Source organism: Mesorhizobium delmotii, assembly GCF_900149755.1.
Taxonomy (GTDB): Bacteria; Pseudomonadota; Alphaproteobacteria; order Rhizobiales; family Rhizobiaceae; genus Mesorhizobium; species Mesorhizobium delmotii.
In genome coordinates this window covers 378,845-404,849 of sequence record NZ_FUIG01000013.1, presented here as the reverse complement: position 1 = coordinate 404,849, position 26,005 = coordinate 378,845, and the positions used below count along the sequence as shown (strand labels likewise).

Sequence of the window (26,005 nt, the reverse complement as noted above, 5' to 3'; positions counted from 1 at the left end):
CGCAGCCGTCACGCTCTGAGCACGCCGCCGGTCTGCTTGTTCACATTCTCGACGATGCGCTTTGCCAGCGCCTCAAAATCCTCGTCGGTCAGCGTCTTTTCGACCGGCTGGATCGACACTTCGATGGCGATCGATTTCTTGGCCGCGCCGAGTGCGGCACCTTCGAAAACATCGAATACCGAGACGTTGGTGATCAGCTTCCTGTCGGCGGCAAGGGCTGCGCGAGTCAGCGTGCCGGCTTCGACTGCCTTGTCGACGACGAAGGCGAAATCGCGCTTGACCGCCTGGAAGGCGGACAGTTCCAGTCTCGGCTTGGTCCGCGTCGGCTTGGCCTTCGGCTCGGGCACGGCATCGACGAAAACCTCGAAGCCGCAGAGCGGCCCGGAGACGTCCAATTCCTCCAGCGTCTTCGGGTGGAATTCGCCGAACGTGCCCAAAATGACCTTCGGCCCGAGCTTGATCGTGCCGGAACGGCCGGGATGATACCAGGCCGAGCCGCCGGCCTCGATCTGCAGCCGCTCGACCGGCGCGCCGCAGGCTTCAAGTGCTGCGATCGCGTCGGCCTTGGCGTCGAACACACCGACCGGACCGGCATTGCCGGCCCAGTGGCGGCCGGAGCCTTCGAGCTTGGCCGTGCCGCGCCGCACGCCGGCGGCGACGCGCCGCTGCTGGTCGGCCGCATCGCCCTCATAGGTGCCGGACACTTCGAACAGCGCGACATCGCCGATGCCCTTGTCGGCATTGCGCTGCGCGGCGGCGATCAGGCCCGGCAGCAGCGACGGCCGCATGTCGGACATGTCGGCGGCGATCGGGTTGGCGAGCTTGAGTGCTGTCTGGCCGCCGCCGAACAGTTCGGCATGTTTTGCCGGAATGAACGACCAGGTGACCGCCTCCATCATGCCGCGCACCGCCAGCGCCCGCTTGGCGGCGCGGGTGCGGACCTGCAAGACAGTCAGGATCTTGGCGTTGACGGCGTCGTGCGCGCCGAGCGGCTGCGGTGCGATATTGTCGACGCCATGGATGCGCATGACTTCCTCGACCAGATCGGCCTTGCCGTCGACATCCGGCCGCCAGGACGGAACCGCCACATTGATGACATCGCCCTCGCCTTCCGGCTTGAAGCCGAGGCGGGCAAGAATGTCGAGGCTTGTCGAGCGCGGCACCTCGATGCCGGTCAGCCGCTTCACTTCCGACAATGGGAAGGACACGATCTTGGGTTTGTGGCCGCCATAGCCGGCCACCTCGATTTCGGTCGGCGTGCCGCCGCAGAAATCCAGCACCAGCTTGGTCGCCAGTTCCACGCCTGGCACCATGAATTCCGGGTCGACACCACGCTCGAAGCGATAGCGCGCATCGCTGATGATGCCGAGCGTGCGGCCGGTGCGAGCCGTGGTGATCGGATCCCAAAGGGCCGATTCGATCAGCACGTCGGTGGTGTTCTCGTCGCAGCCGGAATGCTCGCCGCCCATGATGCCGGCGATCGATTCGACGCCGTCCTGGTCTGCTATCACGCACATTTCAGGTGTCAGCGTGTATTCGCGGCCATCGAGCGCCAGGACCTTTTCGCCATCGCGCGCCCGGCGCACGACGAGGTTGCCAGCGACCTTGCTGGCGTCGAACACATGCAAGGGCCGGCCGCGGTCGAAGGTGACGTAATTGGTGATGTCGACCAGCGCGCTGATCGGCCGAAGACCAATGGCGATCAGCCTTTGCTGCAGCCATTTCGGCGACGGGCGGTTTTTCACGCCGCGCACCAGGCGCAGCGCAAAACCGGGGCAGAGCTCCGGCGCCTCGATCGTCACCTTGACCGGGCACATGCCGCTGCCGGCATGTGGCATGATTGCTCCGCCGACGAGGCGGCCAAGGCCGCTCGCCGCCAGATCGCGAGCGATGCCGTAGACACTGGTCGCATCCGGCCGGTTCGGCGTGAGGTTGATGTCGATCAACGGGTCGTCGAGATGCGCATAGGCGGCGAAGCTGGTGCCGACCGGCGCATCGGCCGGCAGATCGATGATGCCGTCATGCTCGTCGGACAATTCCAACTCGCGCTCGGAGCACATCATGCCGTGGCTTTCGACGCCCCTGATCTTGCCGACGGTTAGCGTCACGTCGATGCCGGGAATATAGGTGCCGGGTGCCGCAAAGGCGCCGATCAGGCCCGCGCGGGCGTTCGGCGCTCCACACACAACCTGTACGGGGGCCTTGCCGTCGCCGGTATCGACCGTCAGCACGCGCAACCGATCGGCGTCGGGGTGCTGCACCGCCGTCAGCACCTTGGCGATGACGAAGGGTTTTAGGCTCGATCTGTCGTCGACATGCTCGACTTCGAGGCCGATCGAGGTCAGCCGCTCGACGATCTCGGCCAGCGAGGCGTCGGTCTCGAGGTGATCCTTGAGCCAGGAGAGGGTGAGTTTCATGACTGGGTTCCGTCTGATGGTCTGGGCACGCTGGTTTTCAGATGGCGCGGCAGCGCGTCGGGCATGTGCAGGAAGGGAAGCTGCTCGCGCACATGGGCGTGGTGCGTCGGCTTGAAAAAAGCCGGCATGTCCATGGCGCCGAGCATGAAATAAATGTGGTCGGCCAGCCGCTCGTCGACATAGGCGATCGGCGAGCCGCAGATGCCGCAAAAGGAGCGCGTCACCGGGCCATTCTCGAACATCTTCAGCGCCTTGCCCGTAAAGGCGACCTGCTCGGTCAGGAAGCCGACGAAAGCCGAAACCGGCGCGCCGCTGGCCCGCCGGCAATCGCCGCAATGGCAATAGCTGACATGGTGCGGTTCGGCCGAAGCCTCGAACCGCACGGCGCCGCAGCGGCAGCCGCCGGTGTGGGCCGCTGTCATGAGCTCAAGCCCCCGAATAGTGTCGGCATGTCGAGCGGCCGGAAACCGTAATGCGACAGCCAGCGCACATCGGCGTCGAAGAAGGCGCGCAGGTCCGGCATGCCGTATTTCAGCATGGCGATGCGATCGATGCCCATGCCCCAGGCAAAGCCCTGATATTCGTCGGGATCGAGCCCGCCATATCTCAGCACATTGGGGTGGACCATGCCGCAGCCGAGGATCTCCATCCAGTCGGAGCCTTCGCCGAAGCGCACCTCGCCCGGCCGCGAACGGTCGCACTGGATGTCGACCTCCATGCTGGGTTCGGTGAACGGGAAGAAGCTCGGCCGGAAGCGCATCTTGACCTGCGGCACCTCGAAGAAGGCCTTGCAGAACTCCTCCAGCACCCATTTCATGTTGGCGACGTTGGCTGATCTGTCGATCACCAGCCCTTCGACCTGATGGAACATCGGCGAGTGCGTGGCATCGGAATCCTGCCGGTAGGTTTTTCCGGGAATGACGATGCGGATCGGCGGCTTCTGCGCCTCCATGGTGCGGATCTGCACCGGCGAGGTGTGGGTGCGCAAAAGCTTGCGCTCGCCCTTCTCGTTCGGCCGGAAGAAGAAGGTGTCGTGCATCTCGCGCGCCGGATGGCCTTCCGGGAAATTCAGCGCGGTGAAATTGTAATAATCGGTCTCGATATCGGGGCCTTCGGCGATGGCAAAGCCGAGGTCGCCGAAGATCGCGGCAATCTCGTCGCTGACCTGGCTGATCGGGTGGATGCGGCCGCGCTCGGCCGGCGATTGCCGCACCGGCAATGTGACGTCGACCTTTTCCGCCGCGAGCCGTGCCGCGATCGCCACGTCCTTCAGCTCGGCGCGCCGCGCAGTAAGCGCCTCGGTGATGCGGTTCTTGAGGCCGTTGACCTCGGGGCCAAAAATTTGACGCTGTTCCTGCGACATCCCTCCCAGCGATTTCAACAACTCCGAGACCGAGCCTTTTTTGCCCAGCGCAGAGATGCGAACGGCTTCGATCTCGTGCTCATCCGCCGCACCCGCAATCTCCGCCATCAATGCTGTTTCGAGGGCGTCGATATTCCGATCGTTTAAAGTGATGTTCATCGCAGCTACCAGTTCAAAGATTAAGTCATCGCTGACTTACATCGCGTCACAAAGAAAAACCCGCGCCAGCCCTGCCAGCGCGGGTTTCCCAAATCAAGTGTCGAAGTGCTTGGGAAGGCGCTGGTTAGGCTACAGCGCTTTCAAAAGCGTTCGGGGTGGTGTTCTTGAGGTATTCGAGCGCGACCTTGGCCTTGGCCACAAGTGCGGCAAATGCCTGCGGCTCGTGGATGGCCATGTCCGACAGGATCTTGCGATCGATCTCGATGCCGGCCTTGTTGAGGCCGTCGATGAACCGGCCATAGGTCAGGCCATGCTCGTGGGTCGCGGCATTGATGCGCTGGATCCACAGAGCGCGGAACGAACGCTTGCGGTTCTTGCGGTCGCGGTAGGCATACTGCAGCGACTTTTCCACCGCCTGCTTGGCGATGCGGATGGTGTTCTTGCGGCGGCCATAAAAACCCTTGGCGGCTTTCAGGACCTTTTTGTGCTTGGCGTGCGAGGTGACGCCTCTTTTTACGCGTGCCATGTCATGATCTCCTTAAAAATTTGTCCAGACCGAATGCCTTAGAGGCCGTTCGGCAGAAAATTCTTGATGACCTTCTTGCCATCCGGTTCAGCCAGAACCATCGTGCCGCGGGCATTTCGAATGAACTTGTTGGAACGCTTGATCATGCCGTGACGCTTGCCGGCCGCAGCCGACAGGACTTTACCCGTACCTGTGATCTTGAACCGCTTCTTGGCGGCTGACTTGGTCTTCATCTTGGGCATTTTGCTACTCCGTTATGTGCGCATCATCGCGCTTTTTGTTCGCTTCAGGCCGACCAAAGCCCGAAAAGCAAATGAAACCGCCACGGCATGCCCTGCCGGGCGGTTTTTGGGAACGGCGGTGCTATACGTCAAAGCGGGCCGGCGCGCAACACCTGCAAGGATGCGACGCTCTGTCCAGTATCCGGTATTCCCATGACCTTATCCGAACTGGAGGTCATCGCAGCAAAACCGGTTCCCACTTTGGCCGTCGCAGACCTTCGGTTCGGGATCTTGCCTATGGGAGACGGAACAGCACCGGCAGTATGCCCGATAGTTGGGCGCCGTCGATCGATTCGAAAAACGGCAGGGCAACGAGGAATACCAGTCCGTCCAGCAGCGTCGTCCGCAGCAGGCGCGGCTTGAAGCTGCCGGTATCACCTTCCCGATACAGCGAAAGCTTCGGGAAGAAGCGCGGCACCCGCGCCATATAGGCCTGGAATGGAGTACCGAAGGCCTCCTTCAGGAACTTCTCTTCGCGCAGGATGACGACATGAAAGGCGGCGGCGCAAACCACCGCGAAGCCGATCGCCGCAGTGATCGAGCCCATCTGCGCGCCGACGCCGGCGGCAGCTATCGAGGAGAAGACATAGAGCGGATTGCGGGTGATCGAATAGGGTCCGCCGGTAACCACCTCGGAGGATTTGCGTCCGCCAATATAGAGCGTCGACCACAAGCGCCCGACAATGCCGAGAAAGATCAGCAGGACGCCGACCATTTCGATCGTTTCGTGCGGCACGCTTTCGGGAGGAAAAGCAGACTGGCCAAACAGCAGCGCTGCGAACATGACGACGACGAGGGCGGCAAGCACCATCCTGCGCGCGTGCTGATACCTGCCCAGCGCACGCCTGGCCTGCGCTTGTTCGGCCGGCGCCGATTTGACTTCATTGAGCATGTCGGGAATCCGATCGTCGAGGAAACTTCGCTGGCGATCGCAGCTTCTGGCCAAGAAAACAGGCGTCCCGCCGATCGCCGGGACGCCTTGCAAGATGATTCAGGCGAATTTAATGCATGTCGCCCAAAAGCCCGCCCACGGGCCTCACCCGAGGGTGCGCAGCGGTTTTGGGACAACGACGCGCGAGGAAAAGAAGCGAGAAGGCGGGTAGCATGTCGCCTCCTTTGCCTGCCCATCCCGCTCAATACAGCCAGAAGAGGACGGGAATTACCCCGCTTTCCTGTCCGGACTCGATGAGTTCGAAAAACGGTATGGAAGCCACGAACATCAAGCCGTCGCGCAGCGTATGATTGAAGATGCGCGGTGTGAAGGTGACTTCGGCCTGATCGCGATAAAGCCGGGGATTGGGAAAAAACCGCGGCACCCGTGCGATGTAGTCCTTGTACGGCGCCCCGAGCACGGTGGTCAAATGCCGTTCCTCGCGCAGCGTGACGATGTAGAACGCGGCCGCGCACAAAACCGCCGACGCCACCGAGACGATCACGCTGCCGGTCTGGGCGCCGATGCCGGCGGCCGCTACGGTGGAGAAAAAATACAGCGGGTTGCGCATCACCGAATATGGGCCGGTAGCAACCACTTCGGCCGACTTGCGGCCGCCGATATAGAGGATCGACCAGAGCCGGCCGCCGATCCCGATCAGTATCAGGGCGATCCCGTACTGCCCCTCTATGCGTTCGTGGCCTAGTTCATCGTGCGTGGAGCCGCCGAAGATCAGCAAAGCGCAAAAAGCTCCGATCAGCAGCGCCAGCAGGACGCGCCGGCGCCGCTGATAGCGGCCCATTTCGTCGAACGACTTTTCAATCGGAGAACGTGCCGCAGCGGCCATGGGACAATCCTTTCGCCGCGAGGACCGGCAACCAGAATCCTTGTCGCTGCACCTTGCGGAGAAATCATGGCGAAGACAAAAACAACAAAAGGCCGCCGAAGCGGCCTTTGCTTTTGACGGGATCGCTTTAGCGGGGCGCCAGCACCATCATCATCTGGCGGCCTTCGAGCTTTGGTTCGGCTTCGACCTTGGCGATCGGCGCCACTTCCTCGCGAACCTTGTTCAGAAGCTGCATGCCGAGTTCCATATGCGCCATTTCGCGGCCGCGAAAGCGCAATGTCAGCTTGACCTTGTCACCTTCCTCGAAAAACCGCCGGACCGCTTTCATCTTGGTCTCGTAATCATGGCTGTCGATGTTCGGGCGCATCTTGATCTCCTTGATCTCGATGACCTTCTGGTTCTTGCGCGCCTCAGCCGCCTTCTTCTGGTTGGCGTATTTCAGCTTGCCGAGATCGAGAATTTTTACGACGGGCGGCACTGCGTTGGGCGATATCTCGACCAGATCGAGCCCAGCCTCTTCGGCGAGCAGCAATGCGTCGTTGATGGAGACATCGCCATGGTTGTGGCCTTCGGCGTCGATAAGTTGGACCCGGGGAACCCGGATGTCACGGTTGGAGCGCGGGCCCTCCTTGGTGGGCGCCGTTGCTTTGAAAGGTCTGCGAATGGTCGTGGTCTCCTTGAGCCGTTTCGTTCAGGGTTTTCAATTCAGATTGCGAACGCGCCAATGTGGTGAGCGCGCGGCCGGAGTCAATAGCACAGCGTTCACAGGAAATCACCTGTTCCCTGACTTCAGCCTGTACCAAACGAAGAAAGTTGCCGAGCACTTTTCGTTGAACCGCCAGCTGTGTCAAAAGACCTGCGTGAGGAGTGAGCCATGATCGCACCGGTTTTTCTCAACGTCGACGGAACCAGCATCGCTGTCAGGCGCGCTGCGGGTGCCGCGCCAGGCATTGTCTGGCTCGGCGGCTACAAGTCGGACATGCTGGGCACCAAAGCCGAGAAGCTGGCGGAATGGGCGAGCGGACAAGGCCGGGCATTCCTGCGCCACGACTATTCCGGCCATGGCGAATCGGACGGCGCCTTTGCCGATGGCACCGTCTCGAAATGGCTTTCGCAAAGCCTCGCCGTCTTCCACCATTTCACGCTAGGCAGGCAGATCCTGGTGGGCTCCTCGATGGGCGCATGGATAGCGCTACGCATGGTCCAGGAATTGCGCCAAGAATTGCACAAGTCGCACGAGAACCGCATCGCCGGCCTGGTGCTTCTGGCGCCGGCGGCGGATTTCACCGCAGAGCTGGTCGAGCCGGCGCTGACCAAAGCGCAGAAGCGCGATCTTGCCAAAAAGGGTTATTTCGAGGAGCCGTCGGACTATTCGGCCGAGCCTTACATCTACACCCGTGCGCTGATCGAGGACGGCCGCAACAACCTGACGATGAACGGGCCGATCGACACCCACTGCCCCGTCCACATATTGCAAGGGCTGGCCGATGCAGACGTGCCGCCGAGCCATGCGCTGAAACTGGTCGGCCTGCTGCCGGCCGACGACGTCACGCTGTCGCTGATCCCCGACGGCGACCACCGCCTGTCGCGGCCTCAGGATCTAGACATGCTGGTGCGGGCGGTCGACGCCATGGTGCGGCAGGCATGCTAAGAGACATGCGCATTCGTCGCGGCCGGCTGCAGCCCTCCTGGAATCCTGCCCTGTCTGCCGGCGGACGCGGATGTCGTCAGAGGGATACGTGCTGCAACTAAAAAGCATTCAGCCGTTGCGGAATGTGTAAGCATATCCGTTGATGGCTGGAGCACCGCCGAGGTGGGCGTAGAGCACCTTGGATCCCTTGGGAAAATAACCCTTCCTCACGAGATCGATCGTGCCCTGCATGGATTTTCCCTCGTAAACCGGATCCGTGATCATGCCTTCGAGGCGCGCGCAGAGACGGATTGCTTCCTTCGTCTCCTGAGAGGGGACGCCGTAGACCGGGTAGGCATAATCCTCGATCAGGACGACATCATCCTCATTGAGCTCCTTGCCGAGTTCGACCAGCGTCGCGGTGTTCTGCGCAATGTTGAGTACCTGCGCCTTGGTCTGCGCCGGGGTGCAGGATGCGTCGATGCCGATCACGTTGCGTTCGCGGCCGTCCTTGGCGAAGCCGACCAGCATGCCAGCATGAGTTGAACCGGTGACGGTACAAACGACGATGTAGTCGAAGGCAAAGCCGAGTTCCTTCTCCTGCGCGCGGACCTCCTCGGCGAAGCCGACATAACCCAAGCCGCCATATTTATGCACCGAAGCCCCGGCCGGAATCGGATAAGGCTTGCCACCCTTCGCCTTCACATCCGCGATCGCCTGCTCCCAGCTTTCCCTAATTCCGATATCGAAGCCCTCATCGACCATCTGGACATCAGCGCCCATAATCCGGCTCAAAAGGATGTTGCCGACGCGATCGTAGATGGCATCTTCATGGGGTACCCAGCTTTCCTGCACGAGGCGGCATTTCATGCCGATCTTCGCCGCGACGGCCGCCACCATGCGCGTATGGTTGGATTGAACGCCGCCGATCGAGACCAGCGTGTCGGCGTTTGAGGCGATCGCGTCCGGGATGATGTATTCGAGCTTGCGCAATTTGTTGCCGCCGAAGGCGAGGCCGGAATTGCAATCCTCTCGCTTGGCGTAGAGATCGACCTTCCCGCCGAGGTGAGCGCCGAGCCGCTCCAGTTTCTCGATATGGGTCGGCCCGAAGGTGAGCGGATAGCGTTCGAATTTCTCGAGCATGAGAGTGCCCTCTCTTGTTCCTGTTCATTGCGATGTGATGCGGTGAACACTACCATCTTTGCCTTGAAAGGTGCTCTCAAAGATCGGACCTGAAATGTCCGAGGCATCGCCTAACAGCGCGGAATTGTCATATAGCTTCAATTTTCAACTCCAATATCGGAAGAATCTTCCATGCGAGCACCGCTCGACCGGATCGACCTGAAAATGTTGCGCCTGCTCCAGGACAACGGACGACTGACCAATGCAGAGCTGGCGCAGTCGGTCGCTGTCAGCCCGGCGACGTGCCACCGCCGCACGCAGCGCTTGTTCGATGAAGGCTTCATCAGCCATGTCAGGGCGGTGGTGATACCGCAGAAAGTCGACAGAGGCGCGCTGGTGATGGTTGGCGTCGTCCTCGACCGCTCGACCCCGGAGAGTTTCGCGGATTTCGAGAAGGCCGTCGCGAAACTGAAATTCATCCTCGATTGCCATCTGGTGGCGGGCGACTTCGACTATTTTCTGAAGATCAGGGTCGGCGACATGGCGGATTTCAACCGAATTCACGGAGACCAGTTGATCGCATTGCCCGGCGTTCGCCAGACGAGAACCTTCTTCGTGATGAAAGAGGTCGTCGATAACGCACCCCTGGATTTTTGAAACGGACATCCGAAGCATCAAGTCAATGCACCGGCGCCGGACTTTCGCTGCAGAACCGTCGGCCACCTTGCTTGCCGGCCTGGTCGTTCTTTCCCTTGAAACGCTCAAAAAGCGATAATCATTTCAGATGTTTGTCCGGTTTTGGCTGTGACTGTCTTGAATAGCCGTTTTTCCCTTCCCATTTCGATTCCACGCAGCCGGGATTGGCTGTCTCCAACTGAAGGATTGGGAGAAAATGAACACATCTGCATTGATCCGTCCGGCCTGGACGCCGGCGACCATCGCACTGATGGTGATCGGCTTTATGGTGTTCTGGCCGCTCGGCCTCGCCATGCTCGCCTACATCATCTGGGGCGACCGGCTTGAAGGCTTCAAGCGCGACGTCAACCGCGCCACCGACGGCATCTTCGCCGGCTGCCGCCGCGGTTCTGACAGAGCGGCGCGCTGGGGCTACGGCTCCGCCCGCACCGGCAACGTCGCTTTCGACGACTGGCGCGAAAAGGAACTTGAGCGGCTCAATGAAGAGCGCCGCAAGCTCGACGAGATGTTGAGCGAGTTCGATGAATATGCCAGGGAATTGCGTCGCGCCAAGGACCAGGAAGAGTTCGACCGCTTCATGGCGAACCGCAACAAGTCGACGTCGCCTACAACAGGTGGATCGACCGGCTCGACGGCGACCGGCAAACGCGGTGGCAAATCCACGCCAGGCCTACTGGACGAGTAAGAGCCTTGCCCCGATAAATAATCAAAAACGGCGTCGCGTCAGCGGCGCCGTTTCTTTTTTGTTCTATTCGTTTTCCTCGAATCACGTATCGTCCCGCCATGTCATTCGGCTTCCTCCGCAACCTGACCAAACCCAGGCCCGCCCCCGTCGTGGAGCGGGAGCATTGTGTTGCCGGCCGCACGCTGCCACTCAAGATCGTCGAGAGCGACCGCGCGCGGCGCCTGACGCTGCGGATCGATTCCGGCGGCCGCGGCTTGCGCATCACCGTGCCGCCGGGCCTGCGCCGTGGCGAGGTGGAAAAATTCCTCGACCGCCATCAGGACTGGCTGGAACAGCGGCTGGCCAAGGTGCCCAACCGCCCGCAGGTGCGGCCCGGCATCAAGATACCGGTGCGCGGCGTGCCGCATCGCATTGTTCATGAGCCCTCGAAACGCGGTACCGTCACGCTGTCGTGCGACGAACGCGGTCCGCTGATGATCGTGCATGGCGAGCGCGTGCACCTGCCGCGCCGCATCGCCGATTTCCTCAAGCGCGAGGCCAAGCGCGAGATCGAGCGGTTGGTGGTCAGGCACACCGGGACGATCGGCAAGCGCGCCAAGGCGATCCGCTTCAAGGACACGTCGAGCCGCTGGGGCTCGTGCACTTCCGACGGCAATTTGTCCTTCTCCTGGCGCATCATGATGGCGCCATCGCCTGTTATAAACTACCTCGTCGCGCATGAGGTGGCGCATCTCAAGGAGATGAACCACGGCCCGAAATTCTGGAAATTGTGCGAGCAGCTTTGCCCGGACACCGAGCGCTGCAAGGACTGGCTCAAGCGCAATGGCGGCGCGCTGCAAGCGATCATGTTCGATTAGATCGCCCGATCAATCGTCGTTGGCGGCGTTGAGCTCTTCAGGACGCAAGCCTTCGTCGGTATGGCGCGGCCATGGCAAGAAATTCTTCTCGAAGGCGTCGTTGCTGAAATAGTCGAGCGCGCGGTGTGCCTCGGCGCCGTTGAAGGCGGCCTTGTCCATCAGATGAGCGATGACCTCGCGGGCCTGCGCGACCTTCTGCCTGAGTTGGGCGACGGTTTCGTCTGCCATGCTTGTGTGCTCCCGCCTGTACTATCTTAAGTAAGGTAGCGCGTTCCGCGCTGGTGGCAAACAGGATGCTTTTTCTCGACTCTTTTGCCGTTTCGTGCCAATCCCGCGCCATGGCGCTCGACATCAAGATATGCGGACTGAAGACTGACAAGGCATTGGCCGCGGCATTGGCCGGCGGCGCCAGCCATGTCGGCTTTATTTTCTTTGCCAAAAGCCCGCGCTATATCGAGCCGGCGGAAGCCGGCCGCTTGCGCGAAGCGGCGACCGGCAAGGCCAAGACGGTTGCCGTGACGGTCGACGCCGGTGATGCGTTCCTGGACGAAATCGTCGAAAAAATGCAGCCCGACATGCTGCAGCTGCATGGCTCGGAAACGCCGGAGCGGGTGGCCGAGATCAAGGCCCGCTATGGCCTGCCGGTGATGAAGGCGCTGCCGGTCAGCGAGGCTGCCGACCTGGAGCGGATAAGACCCTTCGTCGGCATTGCCGACCGTTTCCTATTCGACGCCAAGCCGCCGAAGGGTTCGGAACTGCCGGGCGGCAACGGCATTGCCTTCGACTGGCGCGTTCTGGCCGGCCTTGACGCAGGCGTCGATTACATGCTTTCCGGTGGGCTCAACGCCGCCAATATCGGCGATGCCTTTCGGCTTGCCAACCCGCCCGGACTAGACATTTCCTCGGGCGTGGAAAGCGCGCCAGGCGTCAAGGACCCGGCGCTGATCGAACAGTTTTTCCGGGCCGTCAGAGCCGCGCGGGATACCCGCGCAGCCTGAAGGATAGAACCCGGAGCATGTCTCGGAAAATAGGAAACCGGTTTTCCGACAAGGACAAGCTCCAACCAAGAAGTAGGAGATCGGCGATGAACAAGCCGGCGATACCCAATTCCTTCCGCACCGGACCCGACGAGCAGGGCATGTTCGGCATCTTCGGCGGTCGTTTCGTTGCCGAAACGTTGATGCCGCTGATCCTCGACCTCGAGCGGCACTGGAACGAGGTCAAGGACGATCCGGATTTCAAGGCCGAACTGACTGACCTTTCAACCCACTATGCCGGGCGGCCGTCGAAGCTTTATTTCGCCGAAGGCCTGACCAGGCATCTTCGCGAGGTTTCCTCGGCGAAGGGTCTTGGGGGCGGCGCAAAGGTCTATTTCAAGCGCGAGGATTTGAACCACACCGGCTCGCACAAGATCAACAACTGCCTCGGCCAGATCCTGCTGGCCAAGCGCATGGGCAAGAAGCGTATCATCGCCGAGACCGGCGCCGGCCAGCATGGCGTGGCGTCGGCCACCGTGGCGGCGCGTTTCGGCTTCCCGTGTGTCGTCTATATGGGCGCCACCGACGTCGCCCGGCAAAGCCCGAACGTCTTCCGGATGAAGCTGCTCGGTGCCGAGGTGCGGCCGGTGACCGCCGGCCACGGTACGCTGAAGGACGCCATGAACGAAGCTCTTCGGGATTGGGTGACCAATGTCGAGGACACCTATTACCTGATCGGCACGGCCGCCGGCCCGCACCCCTATCCGGAACTGGTGCGCGACTTCCAGTCGGTGATCGGCATTGAGGCGCGCGCCCAGATCCTCGAACAGGAAGGCCGGCTGCCGGACACCATCATCGCCGCCGTCGGCGGCGGCTCGAACGCCATCGGCCTTTTTCACCCGTTCCTCGACGACCGCAGCGTAAAGATCATCGGCATCGAGGCCGGTGGCCGCGGCCTCGACGGCATCGAGCATTGCGCCTCGATGAGTGCCGGCGCGCCCGGCGTGCTGCACGGCAACCGCACCTATCTTCTGCAGAACGCCGACGGGCAGATCATGGACGGGCATTCGATCTCGGCCGGCCTCGACTATCCGGGCGTCGGGCCGGAGCATTCCTGGCTGCGCGACAGTGGCCGCGTCGACTACGTGCCAATCCTCGATGACGAGGCGCTCGAGGCGTTCCAGCTGACGACGCGCGTCGAAGGCATCATTCCGGCGCTCGAATCCGCCCATGCCATTGCGCATGCGGTGAAGGTCGTGCCCGCCATGGACAAGGACCAGATCGTCATCGTCAACCTGTCCGGCCGCGGCGACAAGGATGTGCATACGGTGGCCAATATGCTGGGCATGGAGATCTGATCATGACCACCCGCATCGACCGACGCATGGCCAAGCTGAAGGCCGAAGGCCGCCCGGCGCTCGTCACCTATTTCATGAGCGGCGACCCGGACTACGACACCGCTTTGTCGATCATGAAGGCGCTGCCCAAAGCGGGCGCCGACATCATCGAAATGGGCATGCCGTTTTCTGATCCGATGGCGGACGGCCCGGCGATCCAGGCGGCCGGCCTGCGCGCGCTGAAAGGCGGCCAGACGCTGGTCAAGACGCTGAAGATGGCTTCGGAATTTCGCGCTACCGACAATGAAACGCCGATCGTTTTGATGGGCTACTACAATCCGATCTACATTCACGGCGTCGACCGCTTTCTCAGGGATGCGCTGGCCAGCGGCATCGACGGGCTGATCGTCGTCGACCTGCCGCCGGAAATGGATGAGGAATTGTGCATTCCGGCGCTGAAGGCCGGCATTAATTTCATCCGGCTGGCGACGCCGACCACCGACGACAAGCGCCTGCCCAAGGTGCTGCAGAACACCTCCGGCTTCGTCTATTACGTGTCGATGACCGGCATCACCGGCTCGGCGCTTGCCGACACCGGCAAGGTGGCGGCGGCGGTCAGGCGCATCAAGGGCCATACCGACCTGCCGGTCTGCGTCGGCTTCGGCGTCAAGACCGCCGAGCAGGCGCGCATCATCGGAGCGTCGGCCGACGGCGTCGTCGTCGGCACCGCGATCGTCAATGCCGTCGCCAATGTTCTGGGGCCGAAGGGCGAAAAGACCGCCGACCCGGCCGAGGCGGTCGCCACGTTGGTCAGCGGGCTTTCGCAAGGCGTGCGCGCAGCCCGCCTTGCTGCCGCCGAATAACTGTCCTACCTCTTCGTCAGGACAGGAGCCGAAGCGATGAACTGGATCACCAACTACGTTCGCCCGAAGATCAATTCGATGCTCGGCCGGCGCACCGACATGCCTGAGAATCTCTGGATCAAGGATCCGGAGACCGGCGAGATGGTCTTCCACAAGGATCTGGAGCAGAACCAGTTCGTCATCCCGTCCTCCGGCCATCACATGAAGATCTCGGCCAAGGAGCGGCTGAGATTCTTCTTCGACGACGGCAAGTACGAGATGCTCGAAAACCCCAAGGTGGTGCAGGATCCGCTGAAATTCCGCGACGAGAAGCGCTACACCGACCGGCTGAAGGACGCCAAGGCCAAGACCGGGCTGGAGGACGCGATCATCAATGCGCTGGGGACCGTCGAGGGCCTGCCGGTGGTGGTGACTGTGCAGGACTTCGCCTTCATGGGTGGCTCGCTCGGCATGGCCGCCGGCGACGCCATCATTCGTGGCTTCGAGGTCGCAGTGCAACGCAAGCGGCCGCTGATCCTGTTCGCGGCCTCCGGTGGCGCCCGCATGCAGGAAGGCATCCTGTCGCTCATGCAGTTGCCGAGAACCACGATCGGCGTCGATCGACTGAAGGAGGCCGGTCTTCCCTATATTGTCGTCCTGACCAACCCGACCACCGGCGGCGTCACCGCCTCTTACGCCATGCTGGGCGACGTGCACATCGCAGAGCCCGGCGCGCTGATCGGGTTTGCCGGGCCGCGCGTCATCGAGCAGACCATCAGGGAAAAGCTGCCCGACGGCTTCCAGCGCTCCGAGTATCTGATGGAGCACGGCATGGTCGATATGGTGGTGTCGCGGCTGGAGATGCGCCAGACGATCGCTCGGCTCCTGAAAATGCTGCTCAAGCTGCCGGAAGAAGAAAAGCCGCTGGAGCCGGAAATCCTGCCGCCGATGGCGCTGCCGGGGGAAGCACGCCCGCAAGCCTGACGCGACATCCGTCGTCGCGAACCGCGATTGCGCGCCATCTGTGGCGCTGTAGCATCTTGATTTCGCGCATGATCCTTTCCGAAAATCGATTTTCGATTTTCGGGGTCATGCGCTAGGATTCTCCCATGACCACGCTTGCTGCCGACCGCGAAATCGAAAGCCTGATGTCGCTTCATCCGAAGGGCTTCGATCTTTCGCTCGACCGCATTTCGCGGCTGCTGGAGCGGCTTGGCAATCCGCAGGACCATCTGCCGCCGGTCATCCACATCGCCGGCACCAACGGCAAGGGCTCCTGCGCCGCGTTTTCGCGGGCGCTGCTCGAAGCGACCGGCCGCCGCGTCCATGTCCACACATCGCCACATCTGGTGAACTGGCATGAGCGCTACCGGCTGGCCGCCGATGGCGGCGGCAGGCTGGTCGAGGACAAGGTCTTCGCCGACGCCATCGCCCGCGTCGCCAAAGCCAATGAAGGCCAGAAGATCACCGTCTTCGAAATCCTCACCGCCGTCACCTTTCTGCTGTTTTCCGAACATCCGGCAGATGCCGTCATCATCGAGGTCGGTCTCGGCGGCCGCTTCGACGCCACCAATGTCATCAGCGAGCCGGCGGTGTCGGTGATCATGCCGGTCTCGCTCGACCACGAATCCTATCTCGGCGACCGTGTCGAACTGATCGCCGCCGAAAAGGCCGGCATCATCAAGGGCGGTTGCCCGGTGGTCATCGGCGCGCAGGAAAGCGAGACGGCGCTGCAGGTGCTTATCGAAACCGCCGAGCGGCTCGACTGTCCCGCCTTCGTCTATGGCCAGGATTTCCTCGCCTTCGAGGAAAACGGCCGGATGGTCTATCAGGACGAAGACGGGCTGATGGACCTGTCGCCACCGCGCCTGCCCGGGCGCCACCAGTTCGCCAATGCGGCGGCGGCGATTGCGGCGGTCAAGGCGGCGGGCTTCGAGATCAGCCATCGCGTCGCCGACAAGGCGATGGCCAATGTCACCTGGCCGGGGCGGATGCAAAAATTGCCGCAAGGCAGGCTGACGGAACTGGCGCCAAAGGGCGCCGACATCTGGCTCGACGGCGGCCACAATCCAGGCGCCGGCGTGGTCGTCGCCGAGGCATTGGCCGAGCAGGAGGAAAAAAACCCGCGGCCGCTGTTTCTGATTTCCGGCATGATCAACACCAAGGACCAGAGCGGCTATTTCCGCGCCTTCAAGGGCCTGGTGCGGCATGTCTACACGGTGCCAGTGAGCCTCAGCGAGGCCAGCGTGCCGAATGACGAACTGGCGATCCGCGCCGTCGAGGCCGGCCTGTCGGCCGAACCGGTGAGCTCCGTCGCCAATGCGCTGATGCTGCTGCGCGACACGTGGGACGGACCGCCGCCGCGCATCCTGATCAGCGGCTCGCTCTATCTGGCCGGCGCGGTGCTGGCCGAAAACGGCACGCCGCCGGTTTGAGGCGCGTGTTCACCAGGGCACGATGACGCCGGACTTCGTCAGATCACCGCGAGGAGCCAGTCATGATCAAGGTAAAGCAGCTCGCTCACGTTTGCATCTTCGCGGATGACCTCGAAGCGACGCGAAGCTTCTATCGGGACGTCCTCGGCATGGACACCCAGTTCAACTTCCTGCGCGACGGCAAGATTTTTGGTTTCTACCTCAATTGCGGCAGCCGCAGCCACATCGAGGTGTTCCAGAAAGATGGGGCCAGCTATAGCGACTTGAACCAGATCAACCACTTCTGCCTCGAAGTGGAAGACATTGACGCCGCGATCGCCCACGTAAGGTCGAAAGGCGTTGATATCACTTCAAAGAAACACGCGTGCGATGATACCTACCAGGCATGGGTTCGCGGTCCTAACGACGTGATGATAGAACTGTTTGAATATACCGAGAAAAGTGCACAGTTCGTCGGAGGCGATCGTATCGCGGATTGGTAACCGCGCCTCCAGCCTACGGCGGGCCTGAGCCGCTTTAGGGTGTGTTGATATTCAGGTGATGCCGGCCTGCAAATGGCGGCTTCCTGCGCTTCCGGTGCTCACGTACCCAAAAGTACGCTCCGCCCCGGTTCTCGGAACCCACCATTTTCGACTCGGCCTGACCTGAATCTCAACACACCCTAGGTGAATTACTTCAGCTCGATCTCGATGAAGGCATATTCGCCCTCATTGGCATTGATGACGTCATGCTCCACGCCCTCCTTGCGGAAATAGGGCGCCCCCTTCTTCATTTCGGCGAAGGATTCGCCGTCCTTGGTCAGGAGCTTGAGCTTGCCGTCCATCAGCGGCACGATGACATAATCGTGGCCATGACGGTGCCAGCCGGTGTTGTCGCCTGGGGCGAAGCGGTATTCGGTGACGATGACGCGCTCATTGTCGATGAAGACGGTGGCCTTGGCGGATCCGGTCATGTCGTTCTCCTGCTTTAAGCCAGACAAGAGCATGAGGCGGCAAGTGGCGAGTGCCAGGGCGGACCAGCGCATGACCCAGAAAATCGGATTCGATTTTCTGGGTCATGCGTAAGATCAAGTGCTGGAGATGACGCCACGAAAAAGCCCGGCGCGAGGCCGGGCTTGTCTGCGAAATTTCAGCCGGTTCAGGCGAGATTGCCGTTGATCCAGTGCGACAGCGCCGTCTTCGGCGCGGCGCCGACCTTCATGTCGGCCATTTCGCCGCCCTTGAAGATCATCAGCGTCGGGATCGAGCGCACGCCGAACTGCGCGGCCAGCTCGGGATTCTCGTCGATGTTGAGCTTGGCGATCTTGACCTTGCTGCCGAGTTCGACAGCGATGTCTTCCAGCGCCGGCGCGATCATCTTACACGGGCCGCACCATTCCGCCCAGAAGTCGACCACGACCGGCTCCTTGGCATCAAGTACGTCGGTCTGGAAATTGCTCTTGTCGACCTTGACGGTGGCCATGCGAAAATCCTTTCGAGAGTTATTGTCGCACCAAATGTGGTGGTGGTCGCGCCCTTCTTCAAGCAATTGTTGTGTCACGCTCGCGTGAGTCGGGCAAGGGCGTCGTCCATGACCGCTAGCGGCAGCTCGATCAATCGCGGCGCTTCAGTGAACATCAGCGCCGCCGAGACCTCATGCTCGGGATAAAGCGGCTGGAGCAGCGCGCGATAGAGCGCGAGCTGCAGGACATAGGCCGGTGGAACGTCCGACAGGGTTGCAGGCGCCGGCCGGTTGGTCTTGTAGTCGACGATCGACACCTTGCCTGATGTGACCGCCAGCCGGTCGATCTTGCCGGAGATCGAGCGCAGCTTGCCCTTGACCTCCAGGCTGCCCATGATCGCGACTTCGGCGCGTGAATTCGACGCAAACAGCTGATCGAAACGGCTGTCGGCAAGGATCGCCGCCACCGAGGCCAAGGCCTTGTCGCGCTCGGTTTCAGGCCATTGCGCGCCGGCGCGCCTGAGATAGCGTTCCGCGGCATCGCGGCGTTCCGCCTCCGCAATGCCGGGCAGCATCTGCAGCAATTTGTGCAGCGCCAGCCCTCGCATTACGGCAAAGCCAGGCTCCGCCTCGGTGTCCAGCACCGGCGAGCCGGTGTCGATCACCGCTTGCTTGGCCTCGTCGATCAGCGCCGAGGCGCCGGACGGCGACAGCGGTCGCGGCAGGTCCTCGAAGGGCGGCAAGGGCTGGAACAGGGTGTTTGGCAACGGCTCCAACTGTTGCGCCTGCCGCGCCTCTTCGGTGGCCGCGTGTGCGACCGGCGGCAGTTTTGTCGCGTGAAAGCGATGCACGGTCTCGCCGGTGGCCGGGTGCTGCCGCTCCGTGCTTTCGGGGGCGCCGACCAGCGCGCGACTGACGATCGAATGCCAGGTGCCGGCGTTCGGCGCCCGCTTGCCGTGATAGCCGCAGACAATCAGCCGGTCCTCGGCACGAGTCATGCCGACATAGAGCAGCCGGCGGTATTCGTCGTCGGCCAATTCGCGGGCGCGGACCGAAGCGGCCCGCGAAAATCCATTGGCGACATCGCTGGCCGAGCGCCAGAGATAGCCCTTGCCGTCCCAATGGTCGCCCGAGCCATCGAACGGCATCAGCCTTGGCAGATGCTGGTCGCTGAACGGGGCGGAACCGCCATCGACCAGGAACACGACAGGCGCCTCCAGGCCCTTGGCGGCATGCACGGTCATGACGCGAACCTCGTCGCGGGTCTGGTCCATTTCGCGTTTGATCTCGGGGCCGGCATTTTCCAGCGTCGACAGGAAGGATTCCAGTCCTGGCAGGCCGCTCCGCTCCTCGGCCAGGCAGAAGCTCAGGAACTCGTCGAGGATGTCGCCGGCCTCCGGCCCGAGCCGTGCGATCATTTTCTTGCGCAGGCCGTCGCGGCCGAGAGCCCCGGCATAGAATTCGAATACCGGCTTGAATGCGGCTTCATCAGACCATGTGTCGAGTTGGGCAACGATTGCGGCCAAGGCGGCGCTTTCGCCGGCTTGCTGCCTGAGCGAAGCGATCAACGAGAGGCCGGACGGCCGCTCGCCGGCGAGCGCGAAAAGCATCTCTTCCGAAACATCGAAAACCGGGCTGCGCAGCACGGCGGCAAGCGACAGATCGTCCTCAGGCTGGATGAGAAAATGGCCGAGCGCGATCAGGTCCTTAACCGCGATATGACCGGGCAGGCTGAGCCGGTCGGCGCCTGCGACCGGTATGCCGCGGCGCTTCAGCGCGCGTGTCAGCGCATGGACGAAGCGATCGCGCTTGCGCACCAGCACCAGCACGTCGCCGGGCCGAAGCTTCTTGCCGCGGCCTTCGATGATCTCGCCGGCGCCGATCCAGCCGGCAACGGTCGCCGCCACGTTTTCGGCAACACGCACCGCCGGCGCATGGGCGTGGTCGACGGCTTGCGTCCAGTCGTCGGGCTCGTCGACGACGTCGGCACCGATCGACGGCCAGACCTCGACATAGCCCGGCGCATCGGTGCGGATCGCCTTGTGGTTCAGCGGGTCGGGATCGTGGCTGATGCCGCGCCGCACGACCGGGTCGGCAAAGACACGGTCCACCGCCGCAAGCACGTCGTCGGTCGAGCGGAAAGACCAGGTCAGCTTGAGATCGGCGAAGGCGGCATTGGCGTCGCGCACCTTTCCGGAAAACAGCAGCCTTGAGTCGGCGAAGGAGTCGGGCGCTGCTCCTTGAAAGGAATAGATCGACTGCTTTTCATCGCCGACGGCAAACACCGTGCGGTGGACCATGTCTCGCGCGCCGAGCCCGGCAAAGAATTCCTCGGCCAGCCGCTTAACCACCTCCCACTGGTCGGGACTGGTGTCCTGCGCCTCGTCGAGCAGGATATGGTCGATGCCCTGGTCGAGCTTATATTGCACCCATGGACCGGCGTCGGGCCGCGCCAGAAGATTGACCGTTCGGGTGATGAGGTCGTTGAAGTCAAGGAAGCCGCGGGCGCGCTTCAAGTGCTCGTAGCGGGCGATCAGCCAGTCAGCGATGGTCAGAGCGGCACGTGTGCCCTCCAGCATCCTGAACAAGGCCAGCCGATCGGAGATTTCGAGGATGGCATCGGCCGCTGAGAGATAGCGCTCGGCAAGATCCGGCAGCCGGTCGAGCAACGCCTTCTTGAACGTCTTTGCCGGCTCATAAGGCTCGCCATCTGCCCGCAGGAAGGCTTTTGCCAGCAATTGCAGCCGGCGAACCGGATCATTCTCGGCGAAGGCAAGATGGGCGTAGGGCAGCAAATTGTTCAGCACGATGCGGGCATCGGCGGCTTCGGCAGCGCCGGCAAAGGTGATGAAATAGTCCGGCAGGAAGCCCGGCAGCGGCCAGACGGATGCAGCCAGGCCTTCGGCGGTCTGGCCGGCGCGAAACTTGAATTCGTCGAACAGCGCCCGGAAGCCATCGCCGCCGGCCGCGCTGATGAAGGCGCGCAAGCCGTCGCGCTTGCGCACGATCTCGGCCAGCAATGCGTCGAGCCCATGTTCGCCGCCGCGCTCCAGAATGGTGGCGAAAGCCTCGGCCAGCCCCGCATCGCCGGCCGCCGTGCCCGAGATCATGTCGCGGCGGGCGGCGGCGAAGAGCGACGCCTCCATCTGCGGATCGAGCATTTCGAAATGAGCCGGTATGTTGGCTTCCAGCGGAAACTGGTGCAGCACCGATTCGCAGAAGGCGTGGATGGTCTGGATCTTCAGCCCGCCCGGTGTCTCCAGCGCCTCGGCAAACAGCCGGCGGGCGCGGCGCAGGGTTTCGCGATCGGGCTGGCGACCGTCCAGCGCTTCTATCCTTGCCGCCAGTTCGACGTCGCCAAGCGCCGTCCATTCCGACAATGTCGAAAACACCCGGTTCGACATGTTGGCGGCGGCGGCGCGGGTATAGGTCAGGCACAGGATCTTCGACGGATCGGTGCCACGCAGCAGAAGACGGATGACGCGCTGGGCCAGCACATGGGTCTTGCCCGATCCGGCATTGGCCGACACCCAGGCGGAATTTTGCGGGTCGGAGGCGCTGGCCTGGCTGGCGGCGGTATCGGTCGGGATGGGATAGGCCTTCTTCATGCCTCCCCTCCCTCGTCGTCGGCGTCGCCGCCAGCAGACCATTCGAGCACGCGGGCGAGATGGTCGTAGTCGCCATCGGTCTCGCCCTCACGGAACGGCAGCGCCCGCGACAAATAGCCGGTCGTCGGGTCGGCATAGTGGATCAGCAGTTTTTCGAGCCGCGCCCAGGCCTCCTCGGCAAGATCGGTGGCGGTTCGCGGCTTGCGGTTGTATTCGAGGATGGATTCCTCGAATACCTCGCCATTCGGCTTCAGCCTGATGAAGGCCAGCTGCGACGGCTCGCGCGCGCCAAGCCCCTTGAAGGCGCCGCGCCTGAGCAGCGCGCCCTCGAGCGCCAGTTGCGGCGAAAGCAGCGTATGGGCCTGCGCCTTCGACGGCGACGAGCCGGTCTTGTAGTCCAGGATATCGGCCATGCCGCCGGCCAGGAGATCGACGCGATCGGCATAGCCGGACAGCGTCACGCCGGACTGGCCGACGCCGGTTTTTTCGGCGCGCTCCTCCGCGTGGCGCCGTGTCACGGCGAAGGCGCGGCCGCGCTCCCATTCGATGATGCCGGCGGCGAGCTTTTCGAAGCGCGGCCACCACACCGCCTCGACATCGGAAGGAAGGGGCGCCTCGGCAAAGCATGCGCGGCCGGCGGCGATGAGAGCGTCCAGCGCCTCCGGCACAAGCGGATCGGCCACGGTCCGCGAAAAAAGATGCAGGATGGCGTGGAACAGCGTACCGCGCTCGGCGGCGCCCGGATCGCGGATGACGGGATCGAGCGGCATCAGGCCGAGGATCCTCCTGGCATAGACCGCGTAAGGGTCGCGGCGCAGCGTCTCGATTTCGGTGACGGAGAAATGCTGAGGCCGCACAGCCAGCGGCGGCTTCGGCTGCGGTCGCGGCGCGAACTCTCTTCTTTCGCCGGCATCGAGCGCACGGGCCCAGGACAGGAATTCATCACCACGCCGGCGAAGCACCGCCGCATGGTCCTTGCCGATGAAGGTCAGGAGGCGTTGCAGCCAGCGCGACGGCACCGCCGGCGCGTCGCCCGAGCGGGCGGAGCGCGCCAGCACCACTTTCTTCGCCCCCATCGCCATCTGGAAATCATGGGCGGCCAGGCCGATGCGCCGTTCGGGCGGCTCGAGATCGATGCCGGTCTTCATCAGCCGCGACATGAAGCGGTCGCTTTCCGGCTTGCGCGGCCACACGCCTTCGTTGAGCCCGCCGACGACCAGCGTGTCGACGTTCTGCAATCGGGCTTCCAGCGCACCCCAGATGGCGATGTTCCTATCGGTCCCTCGTGCCGGCTTGACTGTCTCGGGCGCGATCAGCGCCTCCATCACATCGGGCCATTCGTCCGCCGCGAAGGAGAACGACGCCGAGGCAGCGACCAGCCCGCGCAAGAGCTCGGCGAGCTTTTCGCCGGCATCGCCGGCATAGAGTTCGCTCAGGCTGCCATCCGCGGTGCGGCCCAGACTTTCGAGCGCGACGACGCTGGCCCGGGTCAATTCGGCAAGATCGGCCTCGGCTTGACTGCGAAAGGCGATCAGCGGCGCCAGCGCGGCGACAAGGCGGATGAGCAATTCGCGGGCGCCCTCGATGTTTCGCACAGTCAGGCGGGAGAACCAGAAAGGCGGGCGGGTGCCGTTGCCCACGCCGGTGAGTCGGGCCTCGAAGAGCTCCGGCAGCGATGCGATGTCGGGGCGGCCGGTGCCGCCGCGCAGCACCACCAGTTCGACGATCTCCGCCGCATGACGGACGCTTGTGCGTTCCAGGCCGAGGCCCAGCAGCGGGTGCTTGAGCAGCGACAGCAGGGCGACCGGGTCGCCAGGGCGGAACGCAGCCTGAAGCGCCAACCTGAGCAGGCTGGCGGCAGGCGTGTTGGCGAGCGGCGTGCCGCCCGAATCGTCGGCGACGACGCCAAACCGCAAGAGCTCGACTGAGACGCGCCGCGCCAGGGCGCGGTCGCCAGTGACGAGTGCGGCGCGCTGGCCGGGCTGTTCGACGGCACGTTTGAGCGCGACGGCGATCGCCACCGCTTCGTCGCGTTCGCCGGCGGCTTCGAGAAGCGTCACGTCGGCGAAGGCGTCGGTGATATCGCCGGCCGTAAAGCGGGCGCGCGTCTCGGCCCACAGCTCAGTGGTTTCGGCCGGCCGCAGCGCCTCGCCGACAAGTGCGGCGCGCAACGTGAGCGGCGTTTCGGCAACGGCGATCTCCTCGACATCGCCGCGCAGCACGCCGATCTTGCCGATCAGTTTTGTCAGGCCGTATTGCGGATGGCCGAGCAAGGCCGGCCGCGCGCCGGGCGCCGCAATTGCCTGGAATGACGGCTCATCCAGCATCAGGTCGAGGCCGGGCAGCACGACCGCGCCGCTGGGCAGGCCGGCGATCACCGCAAGCAGTTCAGCGGTGGCGGGAATAGACCCGGTGGAGCCAGCGGCGATCACCGGTCCGGCCGGCGGATTGCGCTTCAGCCGTGCTGCTTCCAGCCTTATCAGCGCATTGCGATGCGCGGCCGGGTTGGAGCGATTGCGTTCCTCGAGGAGATTCGGCCAGTTTTCGGTGACGATGCCCAGGAAATCGAGCGTCACTTGCCACCAGCCGGCGAGGTTGCCGGTCACCAGATCGGCGAGCCTGGTCCAGTCCGTACCTTCCGTCTCGATCTCGTCCATCAGCCGGGCCAGGTCGCGCGCCAGCCAGATGGCGTCGGCGGCGGAGGCCGGCACGACGATCTCTTCGTCGAAAAGTGCCGCGACATGCGCCGGCAGGCGGCGTTTCCAGGCGCGGACCAGCGGCGCCAGCAGCAGCAGGCGCTCGATCGCGGCGATCGGCGGCGCAAGATTGATGGCCGCCGATGCGTCGGCCTCGAATGCAGCTTCATCCTCGTCGAACTCGCCGAGCGGACGGATGACCGGCAGGATCGCCGAGCGGCCACCGAGACGGTCGACGAAGACGCCGCGCAGCGCCCGCGCAGCGCGACGCGTCGGCACGTAGATGGTGGCGTCGGCCAGTGCCAGTGGGTCGCCGTCGAACCGGAAACCGGGGACAAGCCATCCTGACAGCAGGGCCTCGGCCAGCGTCGGCAGAAACGGCGCTCCGGGCGGGATCGAGAAAACGCGGCGGGAGCCGCTCATTTCAACTCAGTAAGAGCGCTGGGCGACTCAGCAAGAGCGGCGGCGACGGCCGCTTCCGCAAGCGGTATGGCGTCGGGCGTGCCGACGGTGATCCAATGGCCGTGCATCGTCATGCCGAACAGGCGACTGGCAGCGATGGCCGCATCGAAATAGGCGTTAAGCGAATGCGGCCCGGCCGGCGCATCCTTGAAAAGCCTGGGATGGACGATCGCCGCGCCGGCGTAGATCAGGCCTGTCGGGTCGCCTTTCGAACGCCGCAAGGCGCCAGCCGGCGACATCAGGAAATCGGTGCCGCCGCTGTGTCCGGTTGCTGACTGGGGATCCGCGAGCATCAGCAGAATATCCATTTTCGCCGCGTCCCATGCAAGGACGAGGCGGGCAAGGTTGGGCACGCCGCTGTCGATCCAGAAGGTGTCGGCGTTGACAATGTAAAAGGGAGCCCCTCCCAGTTCCGGCAAAGCATGGACGATACCGCCGGCGGAATCGAGCAGTCTTTCGCTTTCGTCGGAAATGACGACCCGCGGCGCGCGGCGCGCGGCGACATGGGCGACGATCTGTTCGGGAAAATAATGGACGTTGACCATGGCCTTGTCGACGCCGGCGTGGGCCAGGCTGTCCAGGCTCCAGTCGAGCAACGTCTTGCCTGATATCTTGACCAGCGGCTTCGGCATTGTGTCGGTGATTGGCCGCATGCGCTTTCCGAGCCCGGCGGCAAGCACCATTGCGGTTTTGA

Annotated in this window: 25 protein-coding genes; 10 read left to right on the top strand and 15 right to left on the bottom strand. The window is 63.2% G+C overall.

Annotated elements, in window-relative coordinates; all coding sequences use genetic code 11:
* Positions 1–8 precede the first annotated feature (8 nt).
* The 8 genes from pheT to infC form a co-directional block, all read right to left on the bottom strand.
* Complete coding sequence (gene pheT, locus BQ8482_RS03445) at positions 9–2,417, bottom strand: phenylalanine--tRNA ligase subunit beta (protein ID WP_123146266.1); 2,409 nt, start codon at positions 2,415–2,417, stop codon at positions 9–11.
* Positions 2,414–2,839, bottom strand: a complete 426-nt coding sequence (locus BQ8482_RS03440) for a GFA family protein (RefSeq protein WP_123146265.1) — start codon at positions 2,837–2,839, stop codon at positions 2,414–2,416. The genes pheT and BQ8482_RS03440 overlap by 4 nt, the downstream gene beginning before the upstream one ends.
* Positions 2,836–3,939 (bottom strand): phenylalanine--tRNA ligase subunit alpha, encoded by a 1,104-nt coding sequence (gene pheS / locus BQ8482_RS03435; protein ID WP_123146264.1) that lies wholly within the window; start codon positions 3,937–3,939, stop codon positions 2,836–2,838. The genes BQ8482_RS03440 and pheS overlap by 4 nt, the downstream gene beginning before the upstream one ends.
* 124 nt (positions 3,940–4,063) lie before the next feature.
* Positions 4,064–4,465, bottom strand: coding sequence for a 50S ribosomal protein L20 (gene rplT / locus BQ8482_RS03430; RefSeq protein WP_006201247.1), 402 nt, complete (start codon positions 4,463–4,465; stop codon positions 4,064–4,066).
* 38 nt (positions 4,466–4,503) lie between these two features.
* On the bottom strand, positions 4,504–4,707 hold the full coding sequence (gene rpmI, locus BQ8482_RS03425) for a 50S ribosomal protein L35 (protein WP_006201248.1): 204 nt from the start codon (positions 4,705–4,707) through the stop codon (positions 4,504–4,506).
* Positions 4,708–4,981: 274 nt separating this feature from the next.
* Positions 4,982–5,638, bottom strand: a complete 657-nt coding sequence (locus tag BQ8482_RS03420) for a methyltransferase family protein (protein ID WP_123147351.1) — start codon at positions 5,636–5,638, stop codon at positions 4,982–4,984.
* A gap of 241 nt (positions 5,639–5,879) precedes the next feature.
* Entirely contained in the window at positions 5,880–6,524 is a 645-nt protein-coding gene (locus BQ8482_RS03415; protein ID WP_123146263.1) for a methyltransferase family protein, read from the bottom strand.
* Positions 6,525–6,651: 127 nt separating this feature from the next.
* Positions 6,652–7,188, bottom strand: a complete 537-nt coding sequence (gene infC / locus BQ8482_RS03410; RefSeq protein WP_077374810.1) for a translation initiation factor IF-3 — start codon at positions 7,186–7,188, stop codon at positions 6,652–6,654.
* A 210-nt stretch (positions 7,189–7,398) separates the two neighbouring features.
* On the opposite strand from infC, the gene BQ8482_RS03405 reads away from it, so the two are divergent.
* On the top strand, positions 7,399–8,175 hold the full coding sequence (locus BQ8482_RS03405; protein ID WP_123146262.1) for an alpha/beta hydrolase: 777 nt from the start codon (positions 7,399–7,401) through the stop codon (positions 8,173–8,175).
* Positions 8,176–8,283: 108 nt separating this feature from the next.
* On the opposite strand, the gene BQ8482_RS03400 is transcribed toward BQ8482_RS03405, so the two are convergent.
* The gene (locus tag BQ8482_RS03400; RefSeq protein ID WP_123146261.1) at positions 8,284–9,297 is read right to left on the bottom strand and encodes a 1-aminocyclopropane-1-carboxylate deaminase; all 1,014 of its coding nucleotides are present in this window, start codon (positions 9,295–9,297) and stop codon (positions 8,284–8,286) included.
* Between the two features lie 171 nt (positions 9,298–9,468).
* On the opposite strand from BQ8482_RS03400, the gene BQ8482_RS03395 reads away from it, so the two are divergent.
* The 3 genes from BQ8482_RS03395 (at position 9,469) to BQ8482_RS03385 (ending at position 11,514) form a co-directional block, all read left to right on the top strand.
* Positions 9,469–9,933 carry an Lrp/AsnC family transcriptional regulator gene (locus BQ8482_RS03395; protein WP_123146260.1) on the top strand — a complete coding sequence of 155 codons (465 nt, stop codon included), beginning with the start codon at positions 9,469–9,471 and terminating at the stop codon, positions 9,931–9,933.
* A gap of 235 nt (positions 9,934–10,168) precedes the next feature.
* Positions 10,169–10,657, top strand: a complete 489-nt coding sequence (locus BQ8482_RS03390; protein WP_123146259.1) for a DUF2852 domain-containing protein — start codon at positions 10,169–10,171, stop codon at positions 10,655–10,657.
* Between the two features lie 98 nt (positions 10,658–10,755).
* On the top strand, positions 10,756–11,514 hold the full coding sequence (locus tag BQ8482_RS03385; protein ID WP_123146258.1) for a M48 family metallopeptidase: 759 nt from the start codon (positions 10,756–10,758) through the stop codon (positions 11,512–11,514).
* Positions 11,515–11,523: 9 nt separating this feature from the next.
* Here the strand turns inward: BQ8482_RS03385 and BQ8482_RS03380 are convergent, their stop codons facing one another.
* Positions 11,524–11,742 (bottom strand): hypothetical protein, encoded by a 219-nt coding sequence (locus BQ8482_RS03380; RefSeq protein ID WP_077374793.1) that lies wholly within the window; start codon positions 11,740–11,742, stop codon positions 11,524–11,526.
* A gap of 110 nt (positions 11,743–11,852) precedes the next feature.
* Here BQ8482_RS03380 and BQ8482_RS03375 point away from each other — a divergent pair, with 110 nt between their 5' ends.
* The 6 genes from BQ8482_RS03375 to BQ8482_RS03350 all read left to right on the top strand — a co-directional run bounded on the left by BQ8482_RS03375 (position 11,853) and on the right by BQ8482_RS03350 (position 17,587).
* Positions 11,853–12,512, top strand: coding sequence for a phosphoribosylanthranilate isomerase (locus BQ8482_RS03375; RefSeq protein ID WP_123146257.1), 660 nt, complete (start codon positions 11,853–11,855; stop codon positions 12,510–12,512).
* A gap of 86 nt (positions 12,513–12,598) precedes the next feature.
* Positions 12,599–13,849 carry a tryptophan synthase subunit beta gene (trpB, locus tag BQ8482_RS03370; protein WP_123146256.1) on the top strand — a complete coding sequence of 417 codons (1,251 nt, stop codon included), beginning with the start codon at positions 12,599–12,601 and terminating at the stop codon, positions 13,847–13,849.
* Positions 13,850–13,851: 2 nt separating this feature from the next.
* Positions 13,852–14,691: a tryptophan synthase subunit alpha gene (gene trpA / locus BQ8482_RS03365; protein ID WP_123146255.1), complete on the top strand. Its 840-nt coding sequence runs from the start codon at positions 13,852–13,854 to the stop codon at positions 14,689–14,691.
* 36 nt (positions 14,692–14,727) lie between these two features.
* Entirely contained in the window at positions 14,728–15,654 is a 927-nt protein-coding gene (accD, locus tag BQ8482_RS03360) for an acetyl-CoA carboxylase, carboxyltransferase subunit beta (protein ID WP_123146254.1), read from the top strand.
* Positions 15,655–15,779: 125 nt separating this feature from the next.
* Complete coding sequence (locus BQ8482_RS03355) at positions 15,780–17,105, top strand: bifunctional folylpolyglutamate synthase/dihydrofolate synthase (protein WP_123146253.1); 1,326 nt, start codon at positions 15,780–15,782, stop codon at positions 17,103–17,105.
* 62 nt (positions 17,106–17,167) lie between these two features.
* Entirely contained in the window at positions 17,168–17,587 is a 420-nt protein-coding gene (locus BQ8482_RS03350; RefSeq protein WP_123146252.1) for a VOC family protein, read from the top strand.
* Positions 17,588–17,775: 188 nt separating this feature from the next.
* Here the strand turns inward: BQ8482_RS03350 and BQ8482_RS03345 are convergent, their stop codons facing one another.
* The 5 genes from BQ8482_RS03345 to BQ8482_RS03325 form a co-directional block, all read right to left on the bottom strand.
* Positions 17,776–18,057: a cupin domain-containing protein gene (locus tag BQ8482_RS03345; RefSeq protein ID WP_065011517.1), complete on the bottom strand. Its 282-nt coding sequence runs from the start codon at positions 18,055–18,057 to the stop codon at positions 17,776–17,778.
* Positions 18,058–18,242: 185 nt separating this feature from the next.
* Positions 18,243–18,566, bottom strand: coding sequence for a thioredoxin (gene trxA, locus BQ8482_RS03340; protein ID WP_123146251.1), 324 nt, complete (start codon positions 18,564–18,566; stop codon positions 18,243–18,245).
* Positions 18,567–18,640: 74 nt separating this feature from the next.
* Positions 18,641–22,153 carry a double-strand break repair helicase AddA gene (addA, locus tag BQ8482_RS03335; protein WP_123146250.1) on the bottom strand — a complete coding sequence of 1,171 codons (3,513 nt, stop codon included), beginning with the start codon at positions 22,151–22,153 and terminating at the stop codon, positions 18,641–18,643.
* Positions 22,150–25,272 (bottom strand): double-strand break repair protein AddB, encoded by a 3,123-nt coding sequence (gene addB, locus BQ8482_RS03330; RefSeq protein WP_123146249.1) that lies wholly within the window; start codon positions 25,270–25,272, stop codon positions 22,150–22,152. The genes addA and addB overlap by 4 nt, the downstream gene beginning before the upstream one ends.
* Positions 25,269–25,994: a nucleotidyltransferase family protein gene (locus BQ8482_RS03325; RefSeq protein WP_123146248.1), complete on the bottom strand. Its 726-nt coding sequence runs from the start codon at positions 25,992–25,994 to the stop codon at positions 25,269–25,271. Before BQ8482_RS03325 ends, addB begins: the two co-directional genes overlap by 4 nt.
* Positions 25,995–26,005: the final 11 nt, after the last annotated feature.

What these genes read in the sequence shown, in the direction of transcription:
- pheT (WP_123146266.1), bottom strand. Translation starts at nt 2,417, where the DNA reads ATGAAACTCACCCTCTCCTGGCTCAAGGATCACCTCGAGACCGACGCC.
- BQ8482_RS03440 (WP_123146265.1), bottom strand. Translation starts at nt 2,839, where the DNA reads ATGACAGCGGCCCACACCGGCGGCTGCCGCTGCGGCGCCGTGCGGTTC.
- pheS (WP_123146264.1), bottom strand. Translation starts at nt 3,939, where the DNA reads ATGAACATCACTTTAAACGATCGGAATATCGACGCCCTCGAAACAGCA.
- rplT (WP_006201247.1), bottom strand. Translation starts at nt 4,465, where the DNA reads ATGGCACGCGTAAAAAGAGGCGTCACCTCGCACGCCAAGCACAAAAAG.
- rpmI (WP_006201248.1), bottom strand. Translation starts at nt 4,707, where the DNA reads ATGCCCAAGATGAAGACCAAGTCAGCCGCCAAGAAGCGGTTCAAGATC.
- BQ8482_RS03420 (WP_123147351.1), bottom strand. Translation starts at nt 5,638, where the DNA reads ATGCTCAATGAAGTCAAATCGGCGCCGGCCGAACAAGCGCAGGCCAGG.
- BQ8482_RS03415 (WP_123146263.1), bottom strand. Translation starts at nt 6,524, where the DNA reads ATGGCCGCTGCGGCACGTTCTCCGATTGAAAAGTCGTTCGACGAAATG.
- BQ8482_RS03405 (WP_123146262.1), top strand. Translation starts at nt 7,399, where the DNA reads ATGATCGCACCGGTTTTTCTCAACGTCGACGGAACCAGCATCGCTGTC.
- BQ8482_RS03400 (WP_123146261.1), bottom strand. Translation starts at nt 9,297, where the DNA reads ATGCTCGAGAAATTCGAACGCTATCCGCTCACCTTCGGGCCGACCCAT.
- BQ8482_RS03395 (WP_123146260.1), top strand. Translation starts at nt 9,469, where the DNA reads ATGCGAGCACCGCTCGACCGGATCGACCTGAAAATGTTGCGCCTGCTC.
- BQ8482_RS03390 (WP_123146259.1), top strand. Translation starts at nt 10,169, where the DNA reads ATGAACACATCTGCATTGATCCGTCCGGCCTGGACGCCGGCGACCATC.
- BQ8482_RS03385 (WP_123146258.1), top strand. Translation starts at nt 10,756, where the DNA reads ATGTCATTCGGCTTCCTCCGCAACCTGACCAAACCCAGGCCCGCCCCC.
- BQ8482_RS03380 (WP_077374793.1), bottom strand. Translation starts at nt 11,742, where the DNA reads ATGGCAGACGAAACCGTCGCCCAACTCAGGCAGAAGGTCGCGCAGGCC.
- BQ8482_RS03375 (WP_123146257.1), top strand. Translation starts at nt 11,853, where the DNA reads ATGGCGCTCGACATCAAGATATGCGGACTGAAGACTGACAAGGCATTG.
- trpB (WP_123146256.1), top strand. Translation starts at nt 12,599, where the DNA reads ATGAACAAGCCGGCGATACCCAATTCCTTCCGCACCGGACCCGACGAG.
- trpA (WP_123146255.1), top strand. Translation starts at nt 13,852, where the DNA reads ATGACCACCCGCATCGACCGACGCATGGCCAAGCTGAAGGCCGAAGGC.
- accD (WP_123146254.1), top strand. Translation starts at nt 14,728, where the DNA reads ATGAACTGGATCACCAACTACGTTCGCCCGAAGATCAATTCGATGCTC.
- BQ8482_RS03355 (WP_123146253.1), top strand. Translation starts at nt 15,780, where the DNA reads ATGACCACGCTTGCTGCCGACCGCGAAATCGAAAGCCTGATGTCGCTT.
- BQ8482_RS03350 (WP_123146252.1), top strand. Translation starts at nt 17,168, where the DNA reads ATGATCAAGGTAAAGCAGCTCGCTCACGTTTGCATCTTCGCGGATGAC.
- BQ8482_RS03345 (WP_065011517.1), bottom strand. Translation starts at nt 18,057, where the DNA reads ATGACCGGATCCGCCAAGGCCACCGTCTTCATCGACAATGAGCGCGTC.
- trxA (WP_123146251.1), bottom strand. Translation starts at nt 18,566, where the DNA reads ATGGCCACCGTCAAGGTCGACAAGAGCAATTTCCAGACCGACGTACTT.
- addA (WP_123146250.1), bottom strand. Translation starts at nt 22,153, where the DNA reads ATGAAGAAGGCCTATCCCATCCCGACCGATACCGCCGCCAGCCAGGCC.
- addB (WP_123146249.1), bottom strand. Translation starts at nt 25,272, where the DNA reads ATGAGCGGCTCCCGCCGCGTTTTCTCGATCCCGCCCGGAGCGCCGTTT.
- BQ8482_RS03325 (WP_123146248.1), bottom strand. Translation starts at nt 25,994, where the DNA reads ATGGTGCTTGCCGCCGGGCTCGGAAAGCGCATGCGGCCAATCACCGAC.